Here is a 23,293-nt window from a genome sequence, read left to right as displayed (position 1 = left end):
TTTTTTGATCCAATATAATTGTCCGGACTCCTGACTTATTAGATCGACTTTTGGCATAAAAACCCAATTTAGGCATTTGTGCCAGACAATTTTTTTCTATGAACTAGACTATCACCTTAAGTTACATTTTTTTGTTTTGATTAAAAATTTTATGGCTGTGATTTTTTTTGACTTCTAGGGAGTCATATTGTCGGCGTTAGTCAATCAAGGGATGAAATTTGTCTTAGCGATCGCCCTGTAGTTATCCTCAGATTGAGGCTGTTTGAAATTTCTTAAAAATTAACTAATTATAGCACTTAATACATTTTATTTATTATTTTTTTAATGTGAATTGTAAAAAACATTTAGTTAAAAAAGTTAACATTTGAGTAATAAATATTAGTCAACTTCAATGGTTAAGTACCGTAAAATTGAAATTGTAGAGCTTGGTATTAGATCAAGAAGTTAATTCGGAGTTAAATGGAATAATTCTATTTCACTATCTACACCAGATTAAATACCTAACATATTGGGCTTTTGGGAGTCATAAGTCTCAATCTGTATCTAAGTAAACATACCTGTAATGCTTTTTCGAGTAGCCTGAAAAAGGCAACATAAAGCCTGACAGAAAATCAAATAATAGCAAGTACCATACTCATCAGATTAAATTAATTGTTTTTGATTTTTTGTGGGAGTGTTTTTATGAGTTTAACTGCGGTCACGATCTATATGGCATTAAATCTGAGAACTTATAGCAAAAGCCAGAAGGCAGAGGGCATCCCCCCTCCCCGCCTTTGAAAGGGCAGGGCTGTTTCATTCTCGATAGACACACCAGACACACCAGACACACTAGACACGGGGATGGAGGCTTTTAAGCGGCGTTGAACCAAATATTCTCTCAAAGTTTAAAGACGCTTATTGGCTGAAAAATAGGCAAGTTTTGGCAAATTTCACTGTTCCACTATCCCTATTACTCCTGTTCTTCCGCGCATCCTTAAATCTACAATACTTTAAAACAGCCCTGCTTTGAAAGAGGGGTAGAAGGAAAAGGCTTTGTCTGGGTTTTAGGCTTTTTATGTGTCCGCACCCTTTGCTTCAACTGCTATATCATTGTCCTGAATGCTGTGTATCTATAGTGATCGTGATTTGAATGGAAGTATCAAGAGCGAGAAATACGGTTGGGCAAGACCCGTCGATGCCTGTGGATGAGTAACCGCCGACGGCCTCAGTAGAAGCAGGAAGTAAAAATCAATTTGTCACGTCACACTATGTGATGCCTTGTATCAGTTTGATAAAGAAGGTTTCATTGAGCATCAAAATGCTCGAAATTTGAAGCCTTAGCTAATGAAAAAAAATTTGATTGGCAAAACCTGTGAATGTCTGTGGAAGAAATACTACCGACAGTCATTGGTTATAGCAGTACGAACGTTGCAGATAACGTTTGTATAGCATCTAACAGATCCCTTGAGTATGACTCAATTGTATCTATCAATTTTACGGAGTGGAAATAATTAATTATGGCTGACGTTGCATTAAGAGACGCAAAAATTATTGGTCAAGAAAACTTTGAATTATGGAGTCAAGGCTTCGATCCAAATGGTTATCTTGATGTATTGCCTCACCCAGATGTAGCAGTTCCCTTTTATAACCCTATTGAAGAGTGGCAAAATAACCCACAGGGAAACACCGGAGATTTCTTTTCGAGTTGGGGTCCAGATGAAGTATTAGAAGCACAACTCTCAATGGAAGAGTTAGATGAATTAGAGATACCAGGTTTAGGAATTCTCCAGTCAGGAGATGGATTAGTTGATTGGTTACCTCTTCTTACCAGTTTGGGTCCTGATGGCGAAGTCGTTTTAGATGAAAATGGAGAAGCTCAAGCTAGCTTCACTCCTTATGAACTACTCAGAGCTTATCAAGGTACGGCTCCTGACGGTACAACTTCAGAGCTAAAGATTCCAGGCCCATTAATAGTTACCGATCCTGGAGACCAAGTAGAAATTAGTCTGACAAATAATTTAACTAAGGTAGAAGAAGCAGGAAATACTGAAGCTAACACATTTTCTAACCTACATACCCACGGTTACCATACAACCCCTCTCGGTCGTGGTGATAATGTTCTACATTTATTAGCTGCTGGAGAAACCTTTGAATATGAGATTCCCGTTCCCATAGACCAAACTGCGGGTATGAGTTGGTATCACCCTCATTTTCATGGATATACCAATACTCAACTAGCAGCAGGGTTAGTAGGTGTACTGGAAGTCTTACCAAGGTATGATGAACCAGACCTAGATAAATGGGACCCAACCTCGGAAAATTTCTATTTGATCACCGTTAATACCTATGGTCTTCAGCAAGTAGATCGACCAGGTTCACCAGATGACCCCCTCAACCAAGACCCTGATGTTTCATTACCTGCGGGTACACCTGTAGAAATTGAAGGATTCACAGAAGATGGCCTGCCAATCTATGAACTATCCGATGCTGTATTTATAGGTTATAACGCTAAACCAGTTCTCTATGACCCCGAACGACCTCTGGGTAGAAACGCAGATGGTACAAATAATGCCGATATATTTGAGTATGGCGGTGGTGTTTTGGAGGCACCAGCAGAAAACGTTATTCACACTGTCAACGGTCAATACAACCCCACACTTGAATTACAAACTGGTGAGTTACAAACATTTTCACTCTTGAATGCAGATGTTAATGCTCACCATGTTCTTCAGTTATACAAAGAAGAGATCGGTCCTGATGGAGAGGTGACTCTTGAACTCCAGGACATGACTTATGTGGGCCTTGATGGTGACTCTTTTCCTGGTCGGGCGACAGAAGAAGTCCGCCGAACTATGGAGGATTCGCCAATCTTTCAACCAGGGCAACGGATAACTATAGATCATTCTTTTTCTGAACCAGGCAAGTATTATTTGCTGTCTAATGGTACGCCAGAAATTGTGGGTGAAGATAGCCCAGAGTTGATCCAGACAATGACCAATAAACTGCCAGAAGGTACGGCATCTCAAGGGTTTGATGACGGTCACTATACTTGGGGACCACAGGTGATGATGACCTTTGATGTAACTGGTCCAGAAACTGCTCCGGCTCCGATTCCAGAAGCTTATGATAGTCTTGAAGAAAGAGTTGAAAATCTAATAGAGACAGTAAATGCAGCAGAGGATGGTGTTGGTGTAGAGCGGGAACGTACATATATCTGGAGTGCAAATATTGGTGGCGCGATCGCCGAAGGTAATAATCCAGATGACTTAGAGGTAGAGACATTCGAGGGAACTTACCGAATTAATGGCGGGTATTTTCTGCAGGGAAATTATACTCCAATAGCGCTGCCAATGTTAGATACAGCAGAAATCTGGAATGTATTTAACATCTCTGGGTTAAGCGAAGACAATTTCCCAGAGGGTGTTCCTGATATTCCGCTCCTAGAATGGCATCCATTCCACATTCACCAAAATCCTTTTACAGTTATAGATATTAATGGTCAGCGACTTGCAGATTTAGATAATACCTATCTACCTTACATAGAAGGGGATACCATTGCTCTACCTCCCACTTATCAGGATGGTACAGTCACAGAAACGAACCCCTACGGCGTAGCAGAATTTGATGGTGAAGCTTCCCTAGTCAGAATGTATATGGAGTTCAATGACTTTGATGGCAGCTTTGTTAACCATTGCCATATTCTGTTCCATGAAGATGCAGGTATGATGGCAGTTGTCCGGGTGATTCTGAATACAAATGATACTTGGTTGGGTTTGAGCAATGAAGAGGGAGATGCTGATGGTACCAGTATAGAACTACTCCGGGGTAGCGGTGTCACAGGACCAAGCCTTAATTTGAATCCTTTTGGTTCAGATTTTACAGGTGGGGTAGATATTGATATTGAGGATGTTAACTCTTTGCTACCTTTTGAGGGCAATAACGTTACTGATAATACAACTGATGTTATTGCTATGGAGATTGAAGGGGATCATACAGTTCGAGTATTTGATGGCAGGTCATTATTTAATCTGCAAGCACAAGGTATAACAGATGTTGATGGTGATGACACCACCCTACAAATTGCTGAGTTTAATGCTTTTCAAGGAGTAGATGATATTGAAGGGGAAAAAGGATCTGTTGCTACTGGTGATATTCTTGGAAATGGCTTTGCTGACATAGTTACTGGTATAGTTACAGAAGACGGGGTATTGATTGAGATTTATAATGGTGAAGATTTTGAGCTGCTTACCAGTATACTTGTTGATGGATTGATCTCTGATGATGATGATGATGATTTAGAGAATAATCTCAATGTAGCGGTGGGAGATGCTGCTGGAGATAACTTTGAGGATATCTATATTACTAATCATGGCAAATTAACGGTTTTGAGTGGTATTGATATTGAGAAAAAGATCAGGGCAGGTGAAGAAATTGATTTCAGTGATGTAGTAGCAGAAGGACTTGAAGAGGGTATTAGTCCTTATGGAGAAGATTATACAGGGGAGATTGAGGTTACTTCTGGTTATGTTCTCCAGCGCCCCGAACCTGAAGATGATAATCCTCCTACTGAAGATTTTGCTCTGGACGATCATTCTTTTAATACTGCTGTTCAAACTAATAATGCTAACATTACTACATTAGCTGTCGATAAGGAGCAGTTAGCAGAGGGTGATGAGCAGGTGAAAATTTGGACTTACACTGGAGGTGGACACCACGGTGGACATGGCGGTGATGATGACGAACATGGTGATGATGACATGGAACACATGGATGACATGGATGACATGGATGACATGGATGACATGGAAGGCATAGAAATGAGTCAAGTAGAGGGTGATGATGATGATGATGATGATGAGGGTGATGATGATGAGGGTGATGATGATGAGGGTGATGATGACGATGCCGAAGCAGGAGAGTCCGAGCTGCCAGTTAGTCTAGATGCTGCATTTACCCCTGAAGGTGATATCACAAATCTATCTGGTACTTTTGCTGACGTTCCTGGTAATCAACGGGGCGAACCAGTTTTATTTGTTCAAAATGAAGAAGGTACTCGCGATATATTTCAGGTCCGGGGTGGAAATTTATTCGCAGGCAATACAATTGGTACTGTAGGAAATGATAGTATTGATGGGGGTGATAATGATGACAACATCTATGGACTAGAAGGAGATGATACCCTCAATGGTAATTTGGGTAACGATTCGTTACAAGGTTTCTTGGGTATTGATGTCCTGAATGGTGGTGCAGGAAACGATTCTTTCCGTGGTGGAAAAGGTGACGATATCCTGACAGGTGGAGAAGGAGCAGACATTCTGAATGGGGAACGAGGAGATGATGTCCTGACTGGTGGAGCAGATCCCGATCTATTTGTCTTCGACAGTGATCAGGTATTCGATGCCAATATTTTAGGTATTGATTCTATAACTGACTTTAATGGAACAGAAGATTTAATCGAACTTGAAGCTGTGACTTTCACCGCATTTGAGACAACAGAGGATATACAACAGAATTTTGCTGTTGTTGGTAGTGAAAGTGATGCTGCTACATCAGAAGGATTCATTGTTTACGATAGTACAACTGGTAATTTGTACTATAACGTTGATGGTAGCATTCCCGGTTTCGGTAGTGGCGGTCAATTTGCTACATTAGAAGGTGCGCCAGGGTTAGCTGCTGAGAATTTCATCTTGGGTTAGAATTAGTTAAGAGGGAGGGAGCGCAGTTATGCCTCCCACTCTTTTCATATCAAATCCGCTGGCAATGGAAGTGTGATCAGAAACCGGGTTTATGGGGGCATTCAGTATAGTGAGCATTTCAGATCAACCCAGTTTCTCTGCTTTTTTACAAAAATACTACCGAATTTGGGCGTTGCATATTTGCGGGATGAATTATGCTTTTAGAGAAAGAGGAAGTAAAAGATGGGATTTACCTTTTCTGAAAATATTCATCCCAAGGTTCAGCAACACCCGAATTTGATATCAGATGTAGCAAACAAATGTAGCAAACAAATTTGGGAATGCGGAAATACTTGATTTTTTCAATTGTTTTATTCATATTGTTTTTTGCTGTTGTGCCACCCGCAGCAGCATCTTTTTGTCGTAACTATAACGGTAACAAAATTTGTATTCTCAACATTAAACGCAGTGCTAAAAACTATTGGGAATATCGAGCAGAAGTTAGTATTAATGGTGTTAGAAAACCATTAGAAATTTATAATTGTCGCACTCAAGAAAAAATTCAAAAAAATGGTACTATTGTGAAATTTACATCTCATGGTGCTGGTCAATTGATTTGTAGTGTTCTTGATAATTAATAATTAATAATTAATAAGGTAAGGTAAAAGGAAAAGAAAGCTTGAAAGTCATATCATGTCCGGTAGCATCGGTATTGTATAGCAAAGGCAGGGAACACTTAACTGGGAACACTTAACTGGGAGGAATACTGAAGAGCAAGAAAAAAAACTTAAATTTCCTGTGGATACTTACTTTTGGGTTTACACAAACGATACAAGCGGACATGATATCAGAAGGTTTTTTATCACTGATTATCCGGACATGAGATTATATCAAATCCGCTTGGCAACGGAAGCGTTATAAGAAACTGGGTTTGTGCCAGGTTAATATTAGTATTGTAGGGGATTTGATACAAACCCTGCTTCTATGCTTTTTTATACCGATACTACCAGATTTAATATTAATTATTAATTAGCTAATCCTTTTAAGGGTAGAAAAAGAAAAACTTTTGCTTTTAGTCAATCCCATTTTTTTTTACAGCGGTTTTCATATGAATAAACCACAATCATACTGACTCCTTATTCCTTGCTCATTACTCCTTACTCCTTATTCCTTGCTCATTAGGACCTACGGACGTTGCTTGAACATTAATGCGTTACATGTCGCGCAGCGTTAGCGGAGCGAAAGCGTCAGCAATACGTGCCTACCTCATTACTCCTACAACAGTTTTGTGCTCTACTCAACTGAAAAGCACTGTAAGGGATAATTGTTAATTGTTATATCATGTCCGGTTGAAGACTTACACTTTGGAGAAGGTAATACCATTTCTCTCTAACAATGCGCTTAATAATTCTTACCTAGACCTTGATTTTACTAAATAACTGTTATCTTTTATTAAGCACAACATCAGGTCGAAATGGTATAAAGTAGAAGGCAAAAGGGAAAGAAAAGAATATTGGTTGAAAGTCAGAAGGCTTTTTATCACTGATGATCCGGACATGATATTAATTATTAATTAGCTAATCCTTTTCAGGATAGAAAAATAAAAATTTTTGCTTTTAGTCAATCCCTTTTTTAAAAAAAAGGGATAATTGTTAATTGTTAATTAGCTATAACTAAGAAAGATATTGGTTAGGACATAAACTCATTATGAATCTCAGACTAGGAAATGTTTTTCCAACTGTTCCCTGTTCCCTGTTCCCTGTTCCCTGTTCCCTGTTCCCTGTTCCCTGTTCCCTGTTCCCTGTTCCCTGCTATAATATTTATCAATAAAATATCAATTTCTAAAGCTGAAACTCTTGGCAATTTGCCTGTACAATTTTTCTGACTTCTCCAGGTTCTAATTTCATGAGTTTCTGAGTTGCTTGAATTTGAGTGGGTTGATTTTCTAACTGTTGACGTTCAATTAAGTCCCATTCTTCTGCTGTTTTTGTGTAGCGTCTAGATGTAGCTCTATCCATATTTAAAGATGCTGCAACTTCATTAAGAGAATCCCATCCTGGTTGATTTCGCATTCTGTGTAAATAGCGAGTCATTATATCAATATCGATTTTCATAGTCTATTTTCCTGGTTATTTTCTAAGATTAAAATTGTACTAAGTTCAAGGATAGAAGTTATGTCATTTCCGGTTAAATAGTTATAAATAAAAAGGTACGAGTCAGGATTCAGCTAGGAGAGTAGTCGCCTTAGCGATGTAAATAATTCCGGATTCGGAGAATTATTATATCTAATTATCCAGACTTTATATTATATCTTAATATAGAATCCGGGTAATTAGTTATCGTATTGCTGAGGAGTCAGGAGTCATTAGTCAGGAGAATATTGGATTTGAATAGCATGAATTTTTAAATTCGTATTCATGCTTAACATCTGTTGTATTAAGAGGAAGTAATTTTACGATTACTGTATAACTGGATTTTATATTAATTGAGGATTTATTCGTATAATTATAAAATTTATACCTGGCATAAATTAGACATCTCCGAAAATTAAAAATAGAATCAATTCTGATCAAGAAATCATCAATTACTTCTTCCTGTTCCCTGTTCCCTCTTTTCCGGAGAGGTCTATTGTAAATTTTCAAATTTTTTTCCTCTTTATTTTCTGATGCTCCTCTCTACTCATTCCTAGTTATACCAATTACCAGGCATTAATGCTATCCTTAGATGGAACTTCAATTATGAAGTAATTAACACATACTGAATAACTTTTTCGATAATTATTAGCAATTTATTATTAATTATTCTTAACGTTTACCGAATAATTAATAATTATTTAGGTTAAAAGTCTCCCCTTTCAAGGGGAAAAAGTTATCAAGGGTTAGTATTATTTATCAGTATTTAACTGAACATTAAGTCTTTGGAGGAGTTATGTTTTAACTCCTCCAAAGACTTAATATTTTATCCGATGAAATTTCAATATGGAAATTACAATTGATGACCACAATTTGAACAAAAGCGATCGCTAGGTGTGACACTAGCACCACATTGAGGACAAAAATGCTTTCCGAAACTTGCGGATGAACCTGAACCCACTTGCATTGACATATTACCCATTCGCATTTGCATTGGATTCATATTCATTTCCATATTGCCCATTTTCATTGGTTTCATCGGTTCCATAGGTTTCATTGGTTCCATAGGTTTCATTGGTTCCATAGGTGGCATACTTTTGTTAGGTCTAGTCTCTACTTGTTGTAATGACAAAACCTCGGCATTACTCAAAGCAGGTGTTCCACTCATGGTACTTATCCCACCTCCCTGCAACTGCACAAATGATTGTCCCTGTTCTGACTCTATCCGCAAAATTACCCCAGTAGCAGTTCTAAACAAAGTTGGTGGTACAGTCCATTTACCTGTTTGAAAACCTGTACTTGCCTGTTGTTGTTGACCAGGGCCACTACTAGCAAGAGTTACCAAAGTTTGTACCCCCTGATTTTCTATATAAACTTCCTGGCCATTACCAAGTTCACATTTATAAGCCATAATTTTTACACCTAATTTTTCCTACTTATTTCCACTTACTGTGTCTACTATAACAATCTTATAAAAATGTTATTAAATCATGTAAATTTTATAGTTACTCATATAATAACAAAAGTTTAATTATTAGATGCTGAAGTAGTTAATAAATTATAAAGAAAAACAGTGCGATTTGATTCTTACGATCCAGGTGAATTCTATGATGAACTTTTCATCACTAAAAATCAACCTCGCCCAGAAGCAAAATTATTGATAGAAAGAATTAATTCTCTGTCTAGAGGAGAATTATTGATGCGACAAAAAGCTGCACAAGTTGCAATGATGAAGCTTGGGGCAACTTTTAATGTTTATGGTGATAGTCAAGGTACGGAACGTATTTTTCCTTTTGATGTTGTACCACGCATAATTTCTGTTTCGGAGTGGAATTTTTTAGAAGCAGGTTTGAAGCAAAGAATTCATGCTCTTAATTTATTTATTGCAGATATATATGGGGAACAAAAAATTATCAAGGATGGGATTATTCCTCTAGAGTTAATTAATTCTGCTTCTGGATTTCTCAAACCTTGTATGGGATTAAAACCACCGGGAGGAATTTGGTGTCATATTACGGGGACAGATTTAGTTAGGGATAAAGACGGTAAATGGTTTGTTTTAGAAGATAATTTGCGTTGCCCTTCAGGTGTGTCTTATGTGTTGGAAAATCGGAGGGTAATGAAAACTACTTTTCCCCAAATTTTTGCTGCTTTAGGAATTAGACCTGTTGATAATTATCCTAGTTATTTATTAGAAACTCTCCTGAATTTAGCACCGTCTTATTTGTCAAATCCATCTGTGGTAGTTTTGACTCCTGGTATTTATAATTCTGCCTATTTTGAACATTCATTTCTAGCCCAACAAATGGGAGTAGAATTGGTTGAAGGTAGAGATTTAGTAGTTGTTGATGGGTATGTGCAAATGAGAACTACTAAAGGTTTACAGCGAGTAGATGTTATCTATAGGCGTATAGATGATAATTTTATCGATCCTTTGGCTTTTAATCCTGAATCTCTGTTAGGAATACCTGGATTAATGGAGGTTTATCGTAATGGTCGTGTTGCCCTTGCTAATGCTTTGGGAACTGGTGTAGCGGATGATAAAGTTATTTATGCTTATGTGCCTCAAATGATTAGTTATTATCTGGGCGAAGAGCAAATTTTACCTAATGTTCCTACCTATTTATGTTGGGAAAAACAACAGTTAGATTATGTATTGGCAAACTTAGATAAACTTGTGGTTAAATCAGCTAATGAAGCTGGTGGTTATGGAATGTTAGTAGGTACTCAATCAACTGCAGAACAAAGATCGGAATTTGCAGAAAAAATTCAAGCTAATCCGCGTAATTATATTGCTCAACCTACTCTATCTTTATCTAGAGTGCCAACTATATTTGAGGATAAATTTGAAGGATGTCACGTTGATTTACGCCCTTATATTTTGTATGGAAAAGAAATTTATGTTCATCCAGGTGGTTTGACTAGAGTGGCAATGAAAAAAGGTTCTTTAGTTGTTAATTCTTCCCAAGGTGGCGGGAGTAAAGATACTTGGGTTTTATCTAATTAATTTTTGAATGTTTTATAATTATAAGTTTAGAGAATAGGGAATACAGATTAGTATTAAATTCTACCTCACTATCCTAAAAAGTTCTGTAATATTGTTACTAATATATTGGTTGGTAGGGTTTTATTCATTCATTTTTAGGGAATGCTGAATAGAGATTAGTATTAAATTGTACCTCACTTGAATATGAGGATTCCTATCTTCTATACTTTTAGGAAAAAGTCAAATTATTACATCTGAATTTATGATTGCCACTAATATATAAATACTATATTTATTTGTTTTTCTTTTTTCCTTCTTAATTCTTAAGACAATTTATCAATCATTTTTACTTGATTAAAAAATGACTTTATCTTTGACTATTTTTCGGACGCTACCTAACACCTAATATCACTTAAAAAAAAATACTACAAAAAAGTACGTCTTTGTGGAAGATGGTTGAAAATAGTTTTTATCATTTCTTTTAGATAGTTTTATATTATTTTCCTCTTTTTGTAAATATTGACCGAATAATTAATAATTAAATAATTAAATAATTCAGCTTGAAAGCCTCCCTTGAAAAGGGAAAAAGCGGTTGAGGGATGGCGAGGTTTCCCGCTCTTGCAGAGCCGCTCCGCTAACGCCATATCCAATCAACCAAGAGAAATAAATTTTTTCCTTTTAGTCAATCCTCTCCCTTTTAGAGCTGATTTATAAAGTAAATATTAAACCGCTGAATCACTTGCTATACTTAAGGTTTTAGGGGTTATTGTCAAGTACGCTCATAATTGCCAAAAGCTAGGTAATATAGGACTTTTAGCGAAGTTTACAAATCAGCTCTAAATTCAGAATTCTCAATTCCTTAATTCTCAATTCTAAATTCTAAATTCCTTAAAATCCTGGTCTGGGTAAGAATTATTAAGCGCATTGTTACAGATAAATGGTATTACTTGTACCATTTGTAAAAACATTAATTACACCTGATATTACTCCTTCTCCCTATTCTGAATTCTAAATTCCTTAATTCTAAATTCCTTAATTCTAAATTCCTTAATTAATTATGCTAAGTCGCGTTGCAGATTCAATTTATTGGCTAAATCGTTATGTTGAACGGGCAGAAAATATTGCCCGATTTGTTGATGTTAATCTAAATTTACTGTTAGATTCTCCTAGTTTAGTTCAACAGTGGCAACCTATAGTTATTACTACTGGAGATTTGCCTTTATTCCAAGAACGTTATGGTGAAGTAACAGAAGCAAATGTAATTCAATTTCTCACTTTTGACCGAGATTATCCTAACTCTATTCTTTCCTGTCTACGGTTTGCTAGAGAAAATGCTCGTTCGATTCGGGAAATTATTTCTTCAGAAATGTGGGAGCAAGTTAACTCATTTTATTTAATGGTAAAAGATGTAGCTAATAGTGGTTTAAAAACTTCTCAATTACCAGAATTTTTTCAGGAGGTAAAAATGGGAGGGCATCTCTTTTCCGGAATTATGGATGCCACTATGAGTCATAATGAAGCATGGCATTTTGGTAGAATGGGAAGATTTTTAGAAAGAGCTGATAAAACTAGCCGTATTCTTGATGTTAAATACTATATTCTTTTGCCTTCTATTAATGATGTTGGAACTCCACTAGATGAAGTGCAATGGATGGCATTATTAAAGTCAGCAAGTGCTTATGAAATGTACCGTAAACGTCAGCAACATCGAATTACTCCTAATGGAATAGTAGAATTTTTAATATTAGATCGAGTGTTTCCCCGTTCAATTCAATATTGTTTGAGTGAAGCAGAGCGATCGCTCCATCAAGTTATTAGACCAACTCAAGATATTAAAAAGCATCCTGTAGAAAAAGTATTAGGTCGTTTACGTTCTGAGTTAGATTATTTAACTGTTGAAGAAATAATTAATATTGGTTTACACGAATTTCTTGACAATTTACAAACTCAGATAAATCAAACGGGAGAGCAAATTTTTGAAACATTTTTTGACCTTAAACGTACTGAAGGGAATAGGGAGTAGGGAGGATGGGGAGGATGAGGAGGATGAGGAGGATAGGGAGGATGGGGAAACTTTAAGTTTTTAACAAAGGTAGTGAGCGATAGAACTCCGTTCCACTGACCCGAAAGCTTTTATTCAATAGACATTTCAAAAAATAACTCATTAAATCAATTATTATCCATAAATTATCAATTACTCTCCCCTTTTCCCTATTCCCTGTTCCCTATTTTCTGAGATTTATAATATAAAATCTCAGTAAAAGTGTGCTTTATTATACAAAAAAAAAGGTGTGAAATTTCTTTCCCCATCCTCTCAGAGATTCTATAATGATACAAAACTTAATATCATTGTTATAGTAGTATTAACTTTTTAATCAATTTTCAACTCATCTTTGAGAAATAACAACTACTGGAAAACTTTAACCCATTGATTTTTATGAATAACTTATCTTCACCGGCTCAAAACTCCGAACCAAAACAGATAGAAACCAATGTTTCTACAACCGAACCAAAACCTAGCTATGTCAAACTCGCCATGAGAAATATGGTTAGAAAAGGTGCTACATCCCTCAAACATTTTGCCCTGACAACCATTGCACTTATAGGCATTTTAGTTGGTCTTGCCTACCTAACGCGATAATTAAAACTCCATTTTTTACCGGAAAGGAGAATTATACGGTTGTACTTGGAAATAAATATTCAGGACTGTTTTTGGTCATCTGCTCCATCAGAAGTAGAAAAGTTAAAACTTCAAGATGATAGGGACAAAAGTTGTCCCATATCCTCCCATAATTGGGAATATTGGTTCCAGAAATGGCTAGAAATCCTAAAACCAGATATTCCTGTTGCTCAAAACTACGAACTTAGTCTACGTCTGACTGGGGATTTTGAAATTCAAACCCTTAATAGTCAATATCGTGATCAGAATCAACCAACAGATGTTTTAGCCTTTGCCACTCTGGAAGTAAATGTTCCTCAGCCAGAAATAGTAGATTCCGATATACAAATATATCTGGGTGATATAGTAATTTCCATTGAAACAGCATTTCGGCAAGCTGCACAACAGGGGCATCCACTAATAACAGAACTAGCTTGGCTAGCTGCCCATGGTTTTCTACATCTGCTTGGATGGGACCACCTTGATGAAGAAAGTTGGCAAAAAATGGTCAAACAACAATTATTTTTGCTTCATGCCGTTGGAATTACTCTTGAGGGACAGATCACTCAAGATAATTGACCAGACTCAAAGTCAGTTTTTGACTTTTTGGATAAACTATTAATCGAGCCAGTCTCTTATGATTTGGGCCTTGGATTTAACGAAGTCAGAAGTCAGAAGTTGTTTTTGTAACGGAGATTTACGCCCTGCTCCAAAAACATTTCGCCTGAAAAGACGAAGTTTTAAACCCAATTATTTTGATAAAATTCAACTGAGGTGGATACTTTATGACACTTGATGAGTCATCAATCTCCTACGATGAAGCTCCTTTTATAAATCAACCCCAAAATTCTGTTACTGCCAAACTAAATACTTCTAAAAAGAAAGTGACACTTAACAGAGAATTATCTTGGCAAGTAGCATATAGTCTTTTGACTAGCTTCAAATATGCCTGGGCAGGATTGTCTTATGCTTTCCAGACTCAACGTAATTTTCGGATTCATACTTTGATCGGTATTGTCGCTATTAGTTTGAGTATTTTCTTGAAATTACAACCTATAGAAACAGTAGTTATTCTATTAACAATTGGATTAGTAATGGCTATGGAATTGTTGAATACTGCTATTGAGTCAGTGGTAGATTTAACGGTTAAACAGCATTACCATGAATTAGCTAAAATTGCTAAAGATTGTGCGGCAGGTGCAGTTTTAGTTTCAGCAATAGTAGCATTCCTTGTGGCAAGTTATCTGATTTTACCTCCTTTATTAGATATAGTTATTTCTGCTCTTGGCAGCTAGAAATTAAGTTGTTTACCATTCTTTAACTTGAAAATATCTAATATGAAATACTAAAATTTTTGCTACAAAAACTTAGGCTGTTTACAGTCTGAGATTAAAACAATATTTTTAATCAAAGAGAAATCTATGAGTAAAGTGTTTTAGAAACCAAAATTATTCGTAGGATTCTTTTTTCTATTTCATAGAACTTTAGTAAAAATAACTGTAATGGAGTTATTAAATACAGTAATTTATTCTACTCTATATTTAATTCTAAAACTGCCAATAATTGGTAAGTATTCAGCTATCAACTACCAGCAATAAAAATCAAAAACATTTTTTCAACTAAGTTATGAAAAATTACTTTTGAAATTTGGATATTGGTGGGTGCGAGAAGAAGGTTATAAAATTACAGAAGCTACCTTGATATATCATTATTTATATTTTTTTATTCAATCTTTATTGATTCTTGTAACTTCGGTCTTCCTGATTCCGATCTGATAGTATTTATAACAAGATTTTTTCCAAATGATATAGCACTAGGTAAATAGGGGGCGGGCATTTATAATTCCTAAAACTTAGTTAGGGATTACTTCTGAAATTTTGACTTCTGACCTGTGCGTATTATTTCAAGGAGAAAAAAAGCGGTCTTTTGCGCAGCATTCCCTAGGATGGGATGGCTAGGTTGCCTACTCTTTCAGCTCCCCTCCGCTAATGCTATATCCAATCAACCAAGAGAAGAAAAAAATTGCTTTTAACAAATCCTCTTATTTTTAAGAAGAGGTAATTATTAATTGTTAATTTTTAATTATTGAACTACCTATTTAGCTTGTAATAGAAATAAGCGCTCGCTCTTATGTAAAATGATTAAATACATCTAGGGAATAAAGGAGTAAAATACTTTGATTATAGTTATAGATAACTACGATAGTTTTACCTACAATTTAGTACAATATTTGGGTGAGTTGGGTACAGAATTAACAGTTGCAGCTAATGTTAAGGTTTACCGCAATGATAAAATTTCTGTGGCAGAAATTAGGGAATTAAAACCTGATGGAGTTGTTATTTCTCCTGGTCCTGGGCGTCCAGAAGATGCGGGAATTTCTCAAGCATTAATTCAAGAATTAGGAGAAAGTTTACCTATATTAGGAGTGTGTCTTGGTCATCAAAGTATCGGTCAAGTATTCGGAGGAAAAATTGTTCCTGCTCCAGAATTAATGCACGGTAAAACTTCAGAGATTTATCATAATCAAGTAGGAATTTTTCAAGGATTAGATAATCCGATAATTGCCACTAGATATCATAGTTTAGTTATTGATCGGGAAAGTTTTCCTGAAGTGTTAGAAATAACAGGATGGGTTGAGGATGGAACTATTATGGGTGTTAGACATAGAAATTATCCTCATATTCAGGGAGTACAATTTCATCCCGAAAGTATTTTGACTAATTCTGGAAAGTCGTTATTGAGAAATTTTTTGGCAGAGTTATAAAAATTTTAATGGTAGAAGTAAGGAAGAGGGAAGAAGGAAGAAAGAAGAGGGATATTTCACCTCTCAGAAGCTAAGTCTCAAAATTTAACTAAGACGTTTGAGTTATATTAATACTGTCTAGATAAGGAGGCGATCGCTCAAACCTATTATCTAAAATCTCATAACTAAGACGTTTTAGTTAAATCAAAATATATAGTTAGTTTTCTTATGAGACTAAAAGGTTGGCTTGCTCAAGTTGAATTTTAAAAAGCAATAATATTAAAGGATGATATTTCCTCACCTTCCTCAGAAGCTAAGTCTCAAAATTTAACTAAGACGTTTGAGTTATATTAATACTATTTAGATAAGGAGGCGATCGCTCAGACAAGTATCTAAAATATCATAACTAAGACGTTGTAGTTAAATCAAAATATATAGTATATGGTTAGGTTTTTTTGTGAGACTAAAAAGTTAGCTGGTTCAGACGTTGCCGAGAAATAAAACTAGGAAAGTCTGTAACGTGATAAATAGCATTAAAACCTACTCCGAAGCGACCAGTTTTTTGTGAATTTTGGGATTTTTTGCTTTACCCTAAACTTTTAATACTCTCAAGATATTGGTCTTTAAAAACTTGATTGTTGTCAACTAAAATTGCTGGTCCTATCAATTTTTCCATCCGATTATCAGGCAAATTTTGAAATTGATGTATCCGCCAATCTAAAATAATTTCAACCTTTGTAGCTTTAGCATCATCAGCATTTTGAATTAACTCTTTGAGAATCCCAACACCCTCTGGATAATCTCGAATAATTCCTCTGAGACGAGCTATTAAAGGTTCAGATTGATAGAAAGATTTACCACCTATTTTTTCTGGATGAAATGCCATAATTTTTGTTAGTTTCTCCAATTTATTTCAACCTCACCCTTAAGGGTAACGTCTTAGGGTAGTATACCAATTATTAAAAAAGGAGAACTAAATTTTTGTATAGTCACAAAGAGTTTCTCTTTTTATAGAAGTTACCTATCTATAAAATTTAATTTCGGGATTGATTCTACTTTTGAATTTCTTGGTTTTTCTAGTAATTATCAACAATAATAGTCCGACAAAAAATAGCTCTAAATTTGTGAGCATTCAGCCGTCAGCCATCAGCTATCAACTTCAGCTATGAGTTATTAGCTGATTATTACACCGAAGGATAAGTTAGTCTGTCAAGAGAATTAAAATTTATCAAGAAAGAGGTTATGTTTAGTAGGGGTGAAGTAGTTGCTTGATTTTTTTTAAAAGCTGAATGCTTACCTAAATTTTGATCTACTCATCAGAATTTTCTCTCCTCCTAGAAGTTACTTATCTATAGAATTTAATTTTGGGATTGATTCCACTTTTGACTTTCCTCCTGTTTTTACTTTCTTGGTTTTTCTAGTAATTATCAACAAGAATAGTCCGACAAAAAATAGCTCTAAATTTGTCAGTATTCAGACGTCAGCCATCAGCTATCAACTTCAGCTATGAGTTATTAGCTGATTATTACACCGAAGGATAAGTTAGTCTGTAAAAAGAATTAAAATTTATCAAGAAAAAGGTTATGTTTAGTAGGGGTGAAGTAGTTGCTTGATTTTTTTTTTAAAGCTGAATGCTTACCTAAATTTTGATCTACTCATCAGAATTTTCTCTCCTCCTAGAAGTTACTTATCTATAGAATTTAATTTTGGGATTGATTCTACTTTTGACTTTCCTCCTGTTTTGACTTTCTTGTTTTTTCCAGTAATTATCAACAATAATAGTCTGACGAAAAACAGCTCTAAATTTTTGCCTAGTCACAAGGAGCATTTTTCCTCATAGAAGTTATTGATCTGTAGAATTTAATTTCTGGATTAATTCTACTTTTGACCATCTTGGTTTTTCTAGTAATTATCAAAAAAATAGTACAGCAAGAAACAACCCTAAATTTTTCCCTGCTCATCAGTAGTTTATTTCTTCCTAAAAATTACCTATCTGTAGAATTTAATTTCTGGATTAATTCTACTTTTGACTCTCTTTTTTATTCCTTACCTACAAAAAAGTCTTCAAACAGCTCTAAATTTTTGCCTAGTCACAAGGAGCATTTTTCCTCATAGAAGTTATTGATCTGTAGAATTTAATTTCTGGATTAATTCTACTTTTGACCATCTTGGTTTTTCTAGTAATTATCAAAAAAATAGTACAGCAAGAAACAACCCTAAATTTTTCCCTGCTCATCAGTAGTTTATTTCTTCGTAAAAATTATCTATCTGTAGAATTTAATTTCGGGATTGATTCTACTTTTGACTCTCTTTTTTATTCCTTACCTACAAAAAAGTCTTCCCACAACTCTAACAGAGATGTATAGTATTAAAAAGAGAAAATAGCGTCAAACTTATAGTCAAACAAACGAAGATGAAACGGCGAAAATTTATACGTTATCTACAGACAAGTTTATTAGCTTCGATAGGAACAGGTTTAACATCTAAACTTCACCCTTCTCAGGCACAAACAGGAGAATCTTTAACTATTACATGGTTAGGACATACTTGCTTTTTATTTGAAGGTGGAGGTACTAAAGTATTAGTAAATCCTTTTCGCCAAATAGGTTGTACTGCCGGATATCGAGACCCCAAAGTAGATACAGATTTAATTTTGATTAGCAGTAGATTATTAGATGAAGGAGTAGTAGAAGGTTTTACAACTAATCCCCCACCACTGTTGTTATCTGAATCTGGAGTTTATCAAGTTAATGGTAGACAAATTCAAGGAATTCGCACTGTTAAAGATAGAGAAGGGGGACGCAGATTTGGCACTAATGTCGCTTGGTTATGGCAACAGGCAGGAATTAAGATTTTGCATTTAGGGGGATTAGCTAGTCCTATTGGTATAGAAGAGCGGATTTTAATTGGCCGTCCAGATTTACTACTAATTCCTGTAGGTGGTGGTCCAAAAGCTTACACCCCCTTAGAAGCAAAACAGGTATTGGAAGTGCTAAAACCCAGAATTGTAATTCCTACTCACTACAAAACTGAAGCTGCTGATGAGACTAGCTGTGAGATTGCTCCTTTGGAAGATTTTCTCAGTGTAATGGAGGGAAGTCCAGTCAGAGTTATAAATCAGGACAGGATTTCCATTGCTAAATCCGATCTACCCCAGGAAGGTTTATTAATAGAAGTCTTAAGTTATAGATTTGACCAACAAACCAGTTCTCAAGCCCCCCCCCTTTTCAGGGGATGAAAAAAATATTCGCCATACATATATTAATCCCAATCCTTTAGTCGGAGGTATTGATAACTGATAACTGAAATGACCAGTTATCTCTGAATTCCCTGGAAAGTAATTGAAATATGTCACGTCCCACTATTCTCTATTCCCTATTCCCTTTTCCCAGTTAAGTGTTCCCTACTATATGAAATATTTTTCAGATAAGTTCCCGTTTTGCACTACTGTTAATAATGTAGTTAATGAAATTGGGAAAACATGAATACCCAAAATCTTCAGACTCTCTTCAAAAAGTCCATCAATACCTTGGGCTTAATCTGTGCTACTTTAGGGCTAATCTTTGCTAGTGCCTTTTATAGCCTACCCGCAGTAGCTAATCAGCAAGTAGTTAATCAACCTGTACAAATTGCTTACGCTCAAGATATTGTCTCAACTGCAGTAGAAGCAGGCCAATTCAATACTTTAGCTGCGGCACTAAAAGCTGCTGGTTTAGTAGAAGTGCTTCAAGGAGAAGGTCCATTTACAGTATTTGCACCTACTGATGAAGCATTTGGAACTTTACCACCAGGATTAGTAGAAGATTTATTACTTCCAGAAAACAAAGATACATTAATCAAAATTCTGACCTATCATGTAGTTCCTGGCAAGGTAACGTCTGGGGATTTAGAATCTGGAAAAGTAAAAACTGTTGAAGGTGATGATATCTACGTTAAAGTTTCCAATGCAGGTGTAAAGGTGGATGACGCTAATGTAATTATTCCAGATGTACCAGCAACTAATGGTGTAATTCATGTTATCGATTCTGTAATTATACCATCCAGATAATTACTATTAGATTCTATTCTTAGCGATCGCTATCAAAAGATAGAAATATTTGAACGTACCTCATTCGGAAGTATTGTAAGAATGAGGTTTTTTAGTATTCTAGAATTAAAGGAAGAAGTTATATAGCAGTAAGTGCAAGGCAAAAGTCACTTATGCAACAGTAAAAAAATCTATAGACTGAGGCGTGAGAATTGAGAAATATCCTAACCTTTATTTCGATTACTATATAGTATAGAAGTTGAGTATTTTTATTCCATTTGCGTTTGGGTTTGGAGACCAAACCCCTACATTTTTTTTCACCAATTATTTCTTATTGCTATAGAAGGTAGAATAATTTAGGAGGCGCGAAAAAGTAGCTCTTGATTGATAAGCAAATTTAATATTGTCGCCTAAGACGGTTCAAATCAAACAAAAATTAATCTGTTTGTCTCAAAAATTATTAACTGAATGGCATTAAAGAGTTGCATAATCTAGATATGAATTATAAATATTCAACTCCCTATTCCCTATTCCCTGCTCCCTATTCCCTAATATGAATTTGACTTTTTGCATTATTGTTAAAAATGAGGAAAAAAATTTGCCAAGATGTTTGGCAAGTGTGAAAAACATAGTAGATGAAATGGTGGTTTTAGATACAGGTTCAACGGACAAAACGCCAGAAATAGCTCAAGAATTTGGTGCAAAAGTACATTATTTTGAATGGTGTAATGATTTTGCAGCAGCAAGAAATGAATCTTTGAAATACGTTACGGGTGATTGGGTTTTAGTATTAGATGCTGATGAATATCTCTCACCAAAAATAGCTCCACATATTAAAGAAGCAATAAAGAGCGATCGCTACATTTTAATTAATTTAGTTAGAGAGGAAATAGGGGCGCAACAATCTCCCTATTCTTTAGTTTCTCGTCTATTTAGAAATCATCCAGAGATAAAATTTTCTCGACCTTATCATGCCATAGTTGATGATAGTATTTCTGAGATTTTAGCGAAAGAATCTCATTGGCAAATAGCTTCTTTGTCAGAAATAGCAGTTTTACATGAGGGTTATCAAAAGGGAGAAATTACTTCTAAAAATAAACTGGAAAGAGCAAAAGCGGCGATGGAAAGTTTTATCAGCGACTATCCTAATGATGCTTATGTTTGTAGTAAGTTGGGAGCTTTATATTTAGAAGTTGGTGAAAGAGAAAAAGGGATGGAATTGTTGTTTCGAGGTTTGCAAGATTCAGAGGTAGATAAAACAGTTTTGTATGAGCTACATTACCACTTAGGAATTGCTTATCGGCAAAAGCAAGAAAAAGAAATGGCAAAGCGTCATTATCAAATAGCAACAGAGTTAAATATTTTGCCTAAATTGAAATTAGGAGCATACAACAATTTAGGTAGTTTGTTGAAAGAAGAAGGAAATTTAGAGAAAGCAAAAATTAACTATGAAATTGCTATACAGATAGATCCTAATTTTACAGTTGGTCATTACAACCGAGGCATGGTATTAAAAGAAATGGGTTGGTTTACCGAAGCGATCGCCTCCTATGAAAAAGCAATTCAACTTGATGCTAACTATGCAGAAGCTTATCAAAATTTGGGAGTTGTATTGTTGAAGGTTGGTCAAGTACCAGAAAGTTTAGAAGTGTTTGGGAAAGCTATTAGTTTGCATGAAAAATATAACCCTCTCGAAGCAAAGCGACTTAGGGAAATATTACAGTCGATGGGTTTTATGTTGTAGGGTTTTAGTGCCTTTTATTTAAGAATAGAAAAAACCAGACTCATCTAAAGCAAAACGATATAAATAATAATTAGCTATCATTTCAGTTTCTGAGTCAAGTTCCTGAACTTTCTTCATTTGTTCGTCAGAAAAGTTGATAAAGGCTTTATCTACTTCAAACTTACTAACATGAGGAGGAACTTTTAATATTTCATGCCAGGACAATAAATCAGGAACTTTAGATTTAGGATACTCTAATCTATAATTGACGTTCAATCCAATTAGGAGGTTTATTAGTTTTTGACTTAATATCGTATATATATCTCAGGAAAATTTGTTCTTGACCTAAAGAACATTCAGCTTGAAATAAAGCTCCTTCAAACCAAGCATCCTTAAAATCTTTATCTTTATGTTTTGCATCAACAGTTTCCCATATTCCATCAGGGTCAATTTCTTTTATCCTATAATTTTTATCATTGAAAAACTTATCAAATCTAGTTCGGCGCAGTTTACGAATATATCTAACATACTCCTTATCTCTTATTAATTCACCAAATTTACGATTAATAAAATCTGCATCTCGTTCATCATTACCATCAAAATCTCTAGAAGAATGACTATCATTAAACCGATAAAAACACTTAGGACAAATATTGAAAAATTCCGGCATTTCATGGCTACATCTAGGGCAAATCTTTGATTGAACTGATAGATTTTTCGGAGGAAATAAGGGTATTTTAAAAGAATCAGTTACTTCACCAATACGGTTAACGTTATTTCCGAAATCTAATACCAAACAATCTTTTTTACCAGGAAAAGCTCTGAGACCACGACCAACCATTTGAATATAGAAAGCCCTCGATCTAGTAGCTCTAGCAAGAATAATAAAGCTAATAGATTTAACATCAAAACCTTCAGTTAAACATCCAACAGAACTAATACACTGAATTTCACCTTTTTCAAGATCGTCAAATATTTTTCTGCGTTCACGAGATGGAGTGTCGCTATCTATATGAACAGCTTTAATACCTTGACTGAGAAGTAATTTAGTTTGGTGCTGAGATTGTTCCACACCAGCATTAAAAATAATACCACTTCTACCAGAACAAAGATTTTGCATCTGTTCACAAATTTGGCTAGAACAGAAGAATCAATATATAGGGTTTGCTGAAAAAGTATGCATGGGTGAGGGTAGTCCTCAGGAGTCAGGAGTCAGGAGTCAGGAGGAATGGGGAATGAGCAAGGAGGCAGGAGGAAAAATTATCCTTTGATTTTTCTGCCACAGTCAACTCAAAATCCTAACTTTTTGAACTCCCTAGAACAAAAACCTTGTACTTTTTCAAGACATAAAAAGGCTAAAACCTTTAGG

At 35.4% G+C, this 23,293-nt stretch carries 15 protein-coding genes and 1 pseudogene; 11 read left to right on the top strand and 5 right to left on the bottom strand.

What is annotated here, in order from left to right; translation table 11 throughout:
• The first annotated feature begins 1,496 nt into the window (after positions 1–1,496).
• Together F6K40_RS19930 and F6K40_RS19925 are read left to right on the top strand one after the other, a co-directional pair.
• Positions 1,497–5,675, top strand: coding sequence for a multicopper oxidase domain-containing protein (locus tag F6K40_RS19930; protein WP_293138848.1), 4,179 nt, complete (start codon positions 1,497–1,499; stop codon positions 5,673–5,675).
• 320 nt (positions 5,676–5,995) lie between these two features.
• The gene (locus F6K40_RS19925) at positions 5,996–6,292 is read left to right on the top strand and encodes a hypothetical protein (protein ID WP_293138847.1); all 297 of its coding nucleotides are present in this window, start codon (positions 5,996–5,998) and stop codon (positions 6,290–6,292) included.
• 1,203 nt (positions 6,293–7,495) lie between these two features.
• Here F6K40_RS19925 and F6K40_RS19920 read toward each other — a convergent pair.
• On the bottom strand, positions 7,496–7,768 hold the full coding sequence (locus F6K40_RS19920) for an IclR family transcriptional regulator (RefSeq protein ID WP_293138846.1): 273 nt from the start codon (positions 7,766–7,768) through the stop codon (positions 7,496–7,498).
• 871 nt (positions 7,769–8,639) lie between these two features.
• Positions 8,640–9,197 (bottom strand): zinc ribbon domain-containing protein, encoded by a 558-nt coding sequence (locus F6K40_RS19915; RefSeq protein ID WP_293138845.1) that lies wholly within the window; start codon positions 9,195–9,197, stop codon positions 8,640–8,642.
• A 162-nt stretch (positions 9,198–9,359) separates the two neighbouring features.
• Between F6K40_RS19915 and F6K40_RS19910 the strand changes: the two genes are divergently transcribed.
• From F6K40_RS19910 to F6K40_RS19885, 6 genes are all read left to right on the top strand, one after another.
• Complete coding sequence (locus tag F6K40_RS19910) at positions 9,360–10,793, top strand: circularly permuted type 2 ATP-grasp protein (protein ID WP_293138844.1); 1,434 nt, start codon at positions 9,360–9,362, stop codon at positions 10,791–10,793.
• A gap of 1,036 nt (positions 10,794–11,829) precedes the next feature.
• On the top strand, positions 11,830–12,795 hold the full coding sequence (locus tag F6K40_RS19905; protein ID WP_293138843.1) for an alpha-E domain-containing protein: 966 nt from the start codon (positions 11,830–11,832) through the stop codon (positions 12,793–12,795).
• 414 nt (positions 12,796–13,209) lie between these two features.
• Entirely contained in the window at positions 13,210–13,413 is a 204-nt protein-coding gene (locus tag F6K40_RS19900) for a DUF3285 domain-containing protein (protein WP_293138842.1), read from the top strand.
• A 39-nt stretch (positions 13,414–13,452) separates the two neighbouring features.
• On the top strand, positions 13,453–14,010 hold the full coding sequence (gene ybeY, locus F6K40_RS19895) for an rRNA maturation RNase YbeY (protein ID WP_293138841.1): 558 nt from the start codon (positions 13,453–13,455) through the stop codon (positions 14,008–14,010).
• A 206-nt stretch (positions 14,011–14,216) separates the two neighbouring features.
• Positions 14,217–14,726, top strand: a complete 510-nt coding sequence (locus F6K40_RS19890; protein ID WP_293138840.1) for a diacylglycerol kinase family protein — start codon at positions 14,217–14,219, stop codon at positions 14,724–14,726.
• Between the two features lie 881 nt (positions 14,727–15,607).
• The gene (locus F6K40_RS19885; RefSeq protein WP_293138839.1) at positions 15,608–16,195 is read left to right on the top strand and encodes an anthranilate synthase component II; all 588 of its coding nucleotides are present in this window, start codon (positions 15,608–15,610) and stop codon (positions 16,193–16,195) included.
• A 442-nt stretch (positions 16,196–16,637) separates the two neighbouring features.
• Here the strand turns inward: F6K40_RS19885 and F6K40_RS19880 are convergent.
• Positions 16,638–17,060: pseudogene (locus tag F6K40_RS19880) on the bottom strand (sacsin N-terminal ATP-binding-like domain-containing protein).
• Between the two features lie 1,527 nt (positions 17,061–18,587).
• Between F6K40_RS19880 and F6K40_RS19875 the strand changes: the two are divergent.
• The 3 genes from F6K40_RS19875 (at position 18,588) to F6K40_RS19865 (ending at position 21,945) form a co-directional block, all read left to right on the top strand.
• The gene (locus F6K40_RS19875) at positions 18,588–19,412 is read left to right on the top strand and encodes an MBL fold metallo-hydrolase (RefSeq protein WP_293138837.1); all 825 of its coding nucleotides are present in this window, start codon (positions 18,588–18,590) and stop codon (positions 19,410–19,412) included.
• A gap of 243 nt (positions 19,413–19,655) precedes the next feature.
• The gene (locus F6K40_RS19870; protein WP_293138836.1) at positions 19,656–20,222 is read left to right on the top strand and encodes a fasciclin domain-containing protein; all 567 of its coding nucleotides are present in this window, start codon (positions 19,656–19,658) and stop codon (positions 20,220–20,222) included.
• A 532-nt stretch (positions 20,223–20,754) separates the two neighbouring features.
• A complete protein-coding gene (locus F6K40_RS19865; protein ID WP_293138835.1) occupies positions 20,755–21,945 on the top strand; it encodes a glycosyltransferase in 1,191 nt (396 codons plus the stop codon).
• Positions 21,946–21,963: 18 nt separating this feature from the next.
• Here F6K40_RS19865 and F6K40_RS19860 read toward each other — a convergent pair whose 3' ends face one another.
• Complete coding sequence (locus F6K40_RS19860) at positions 21,964–22,200, bottom strand: hypothetical protein (protein ID WP_293138834.1); 237 nt, start codon at positions 22,198–22,200, stop codon at positions 21,964–21,966.
• Positions 22,184–23,044 (bottom strand): DEAD/DEAH box helicase, encoded by an 861-nt coding sequence (locus F6K40_RS19855; protein WP_293138833.1) that lies wholly within the window; start codon positions 23,042–23,044, stop codon positions 22,184–22,186. Before F6K40_RS19855 ends, F6K40_RS19860 begins: the two co-directional genes overlap by 17 nt.
• Positions 23,045–23,293: the final 249 nt, after the last annotated feature.

It is taken from the genome of Okeania sp. SIO3I5, assembly GCF_010672085.1.
Lineage (GTDB): Bacteria > Cyanobacteriota > Cyanobacteriia > Cyanobacteriales > Microcoleaceae > Trichodesmium.
This window is presented reverse-complemented; position numbering and strand designations above follow the sequence as displayed.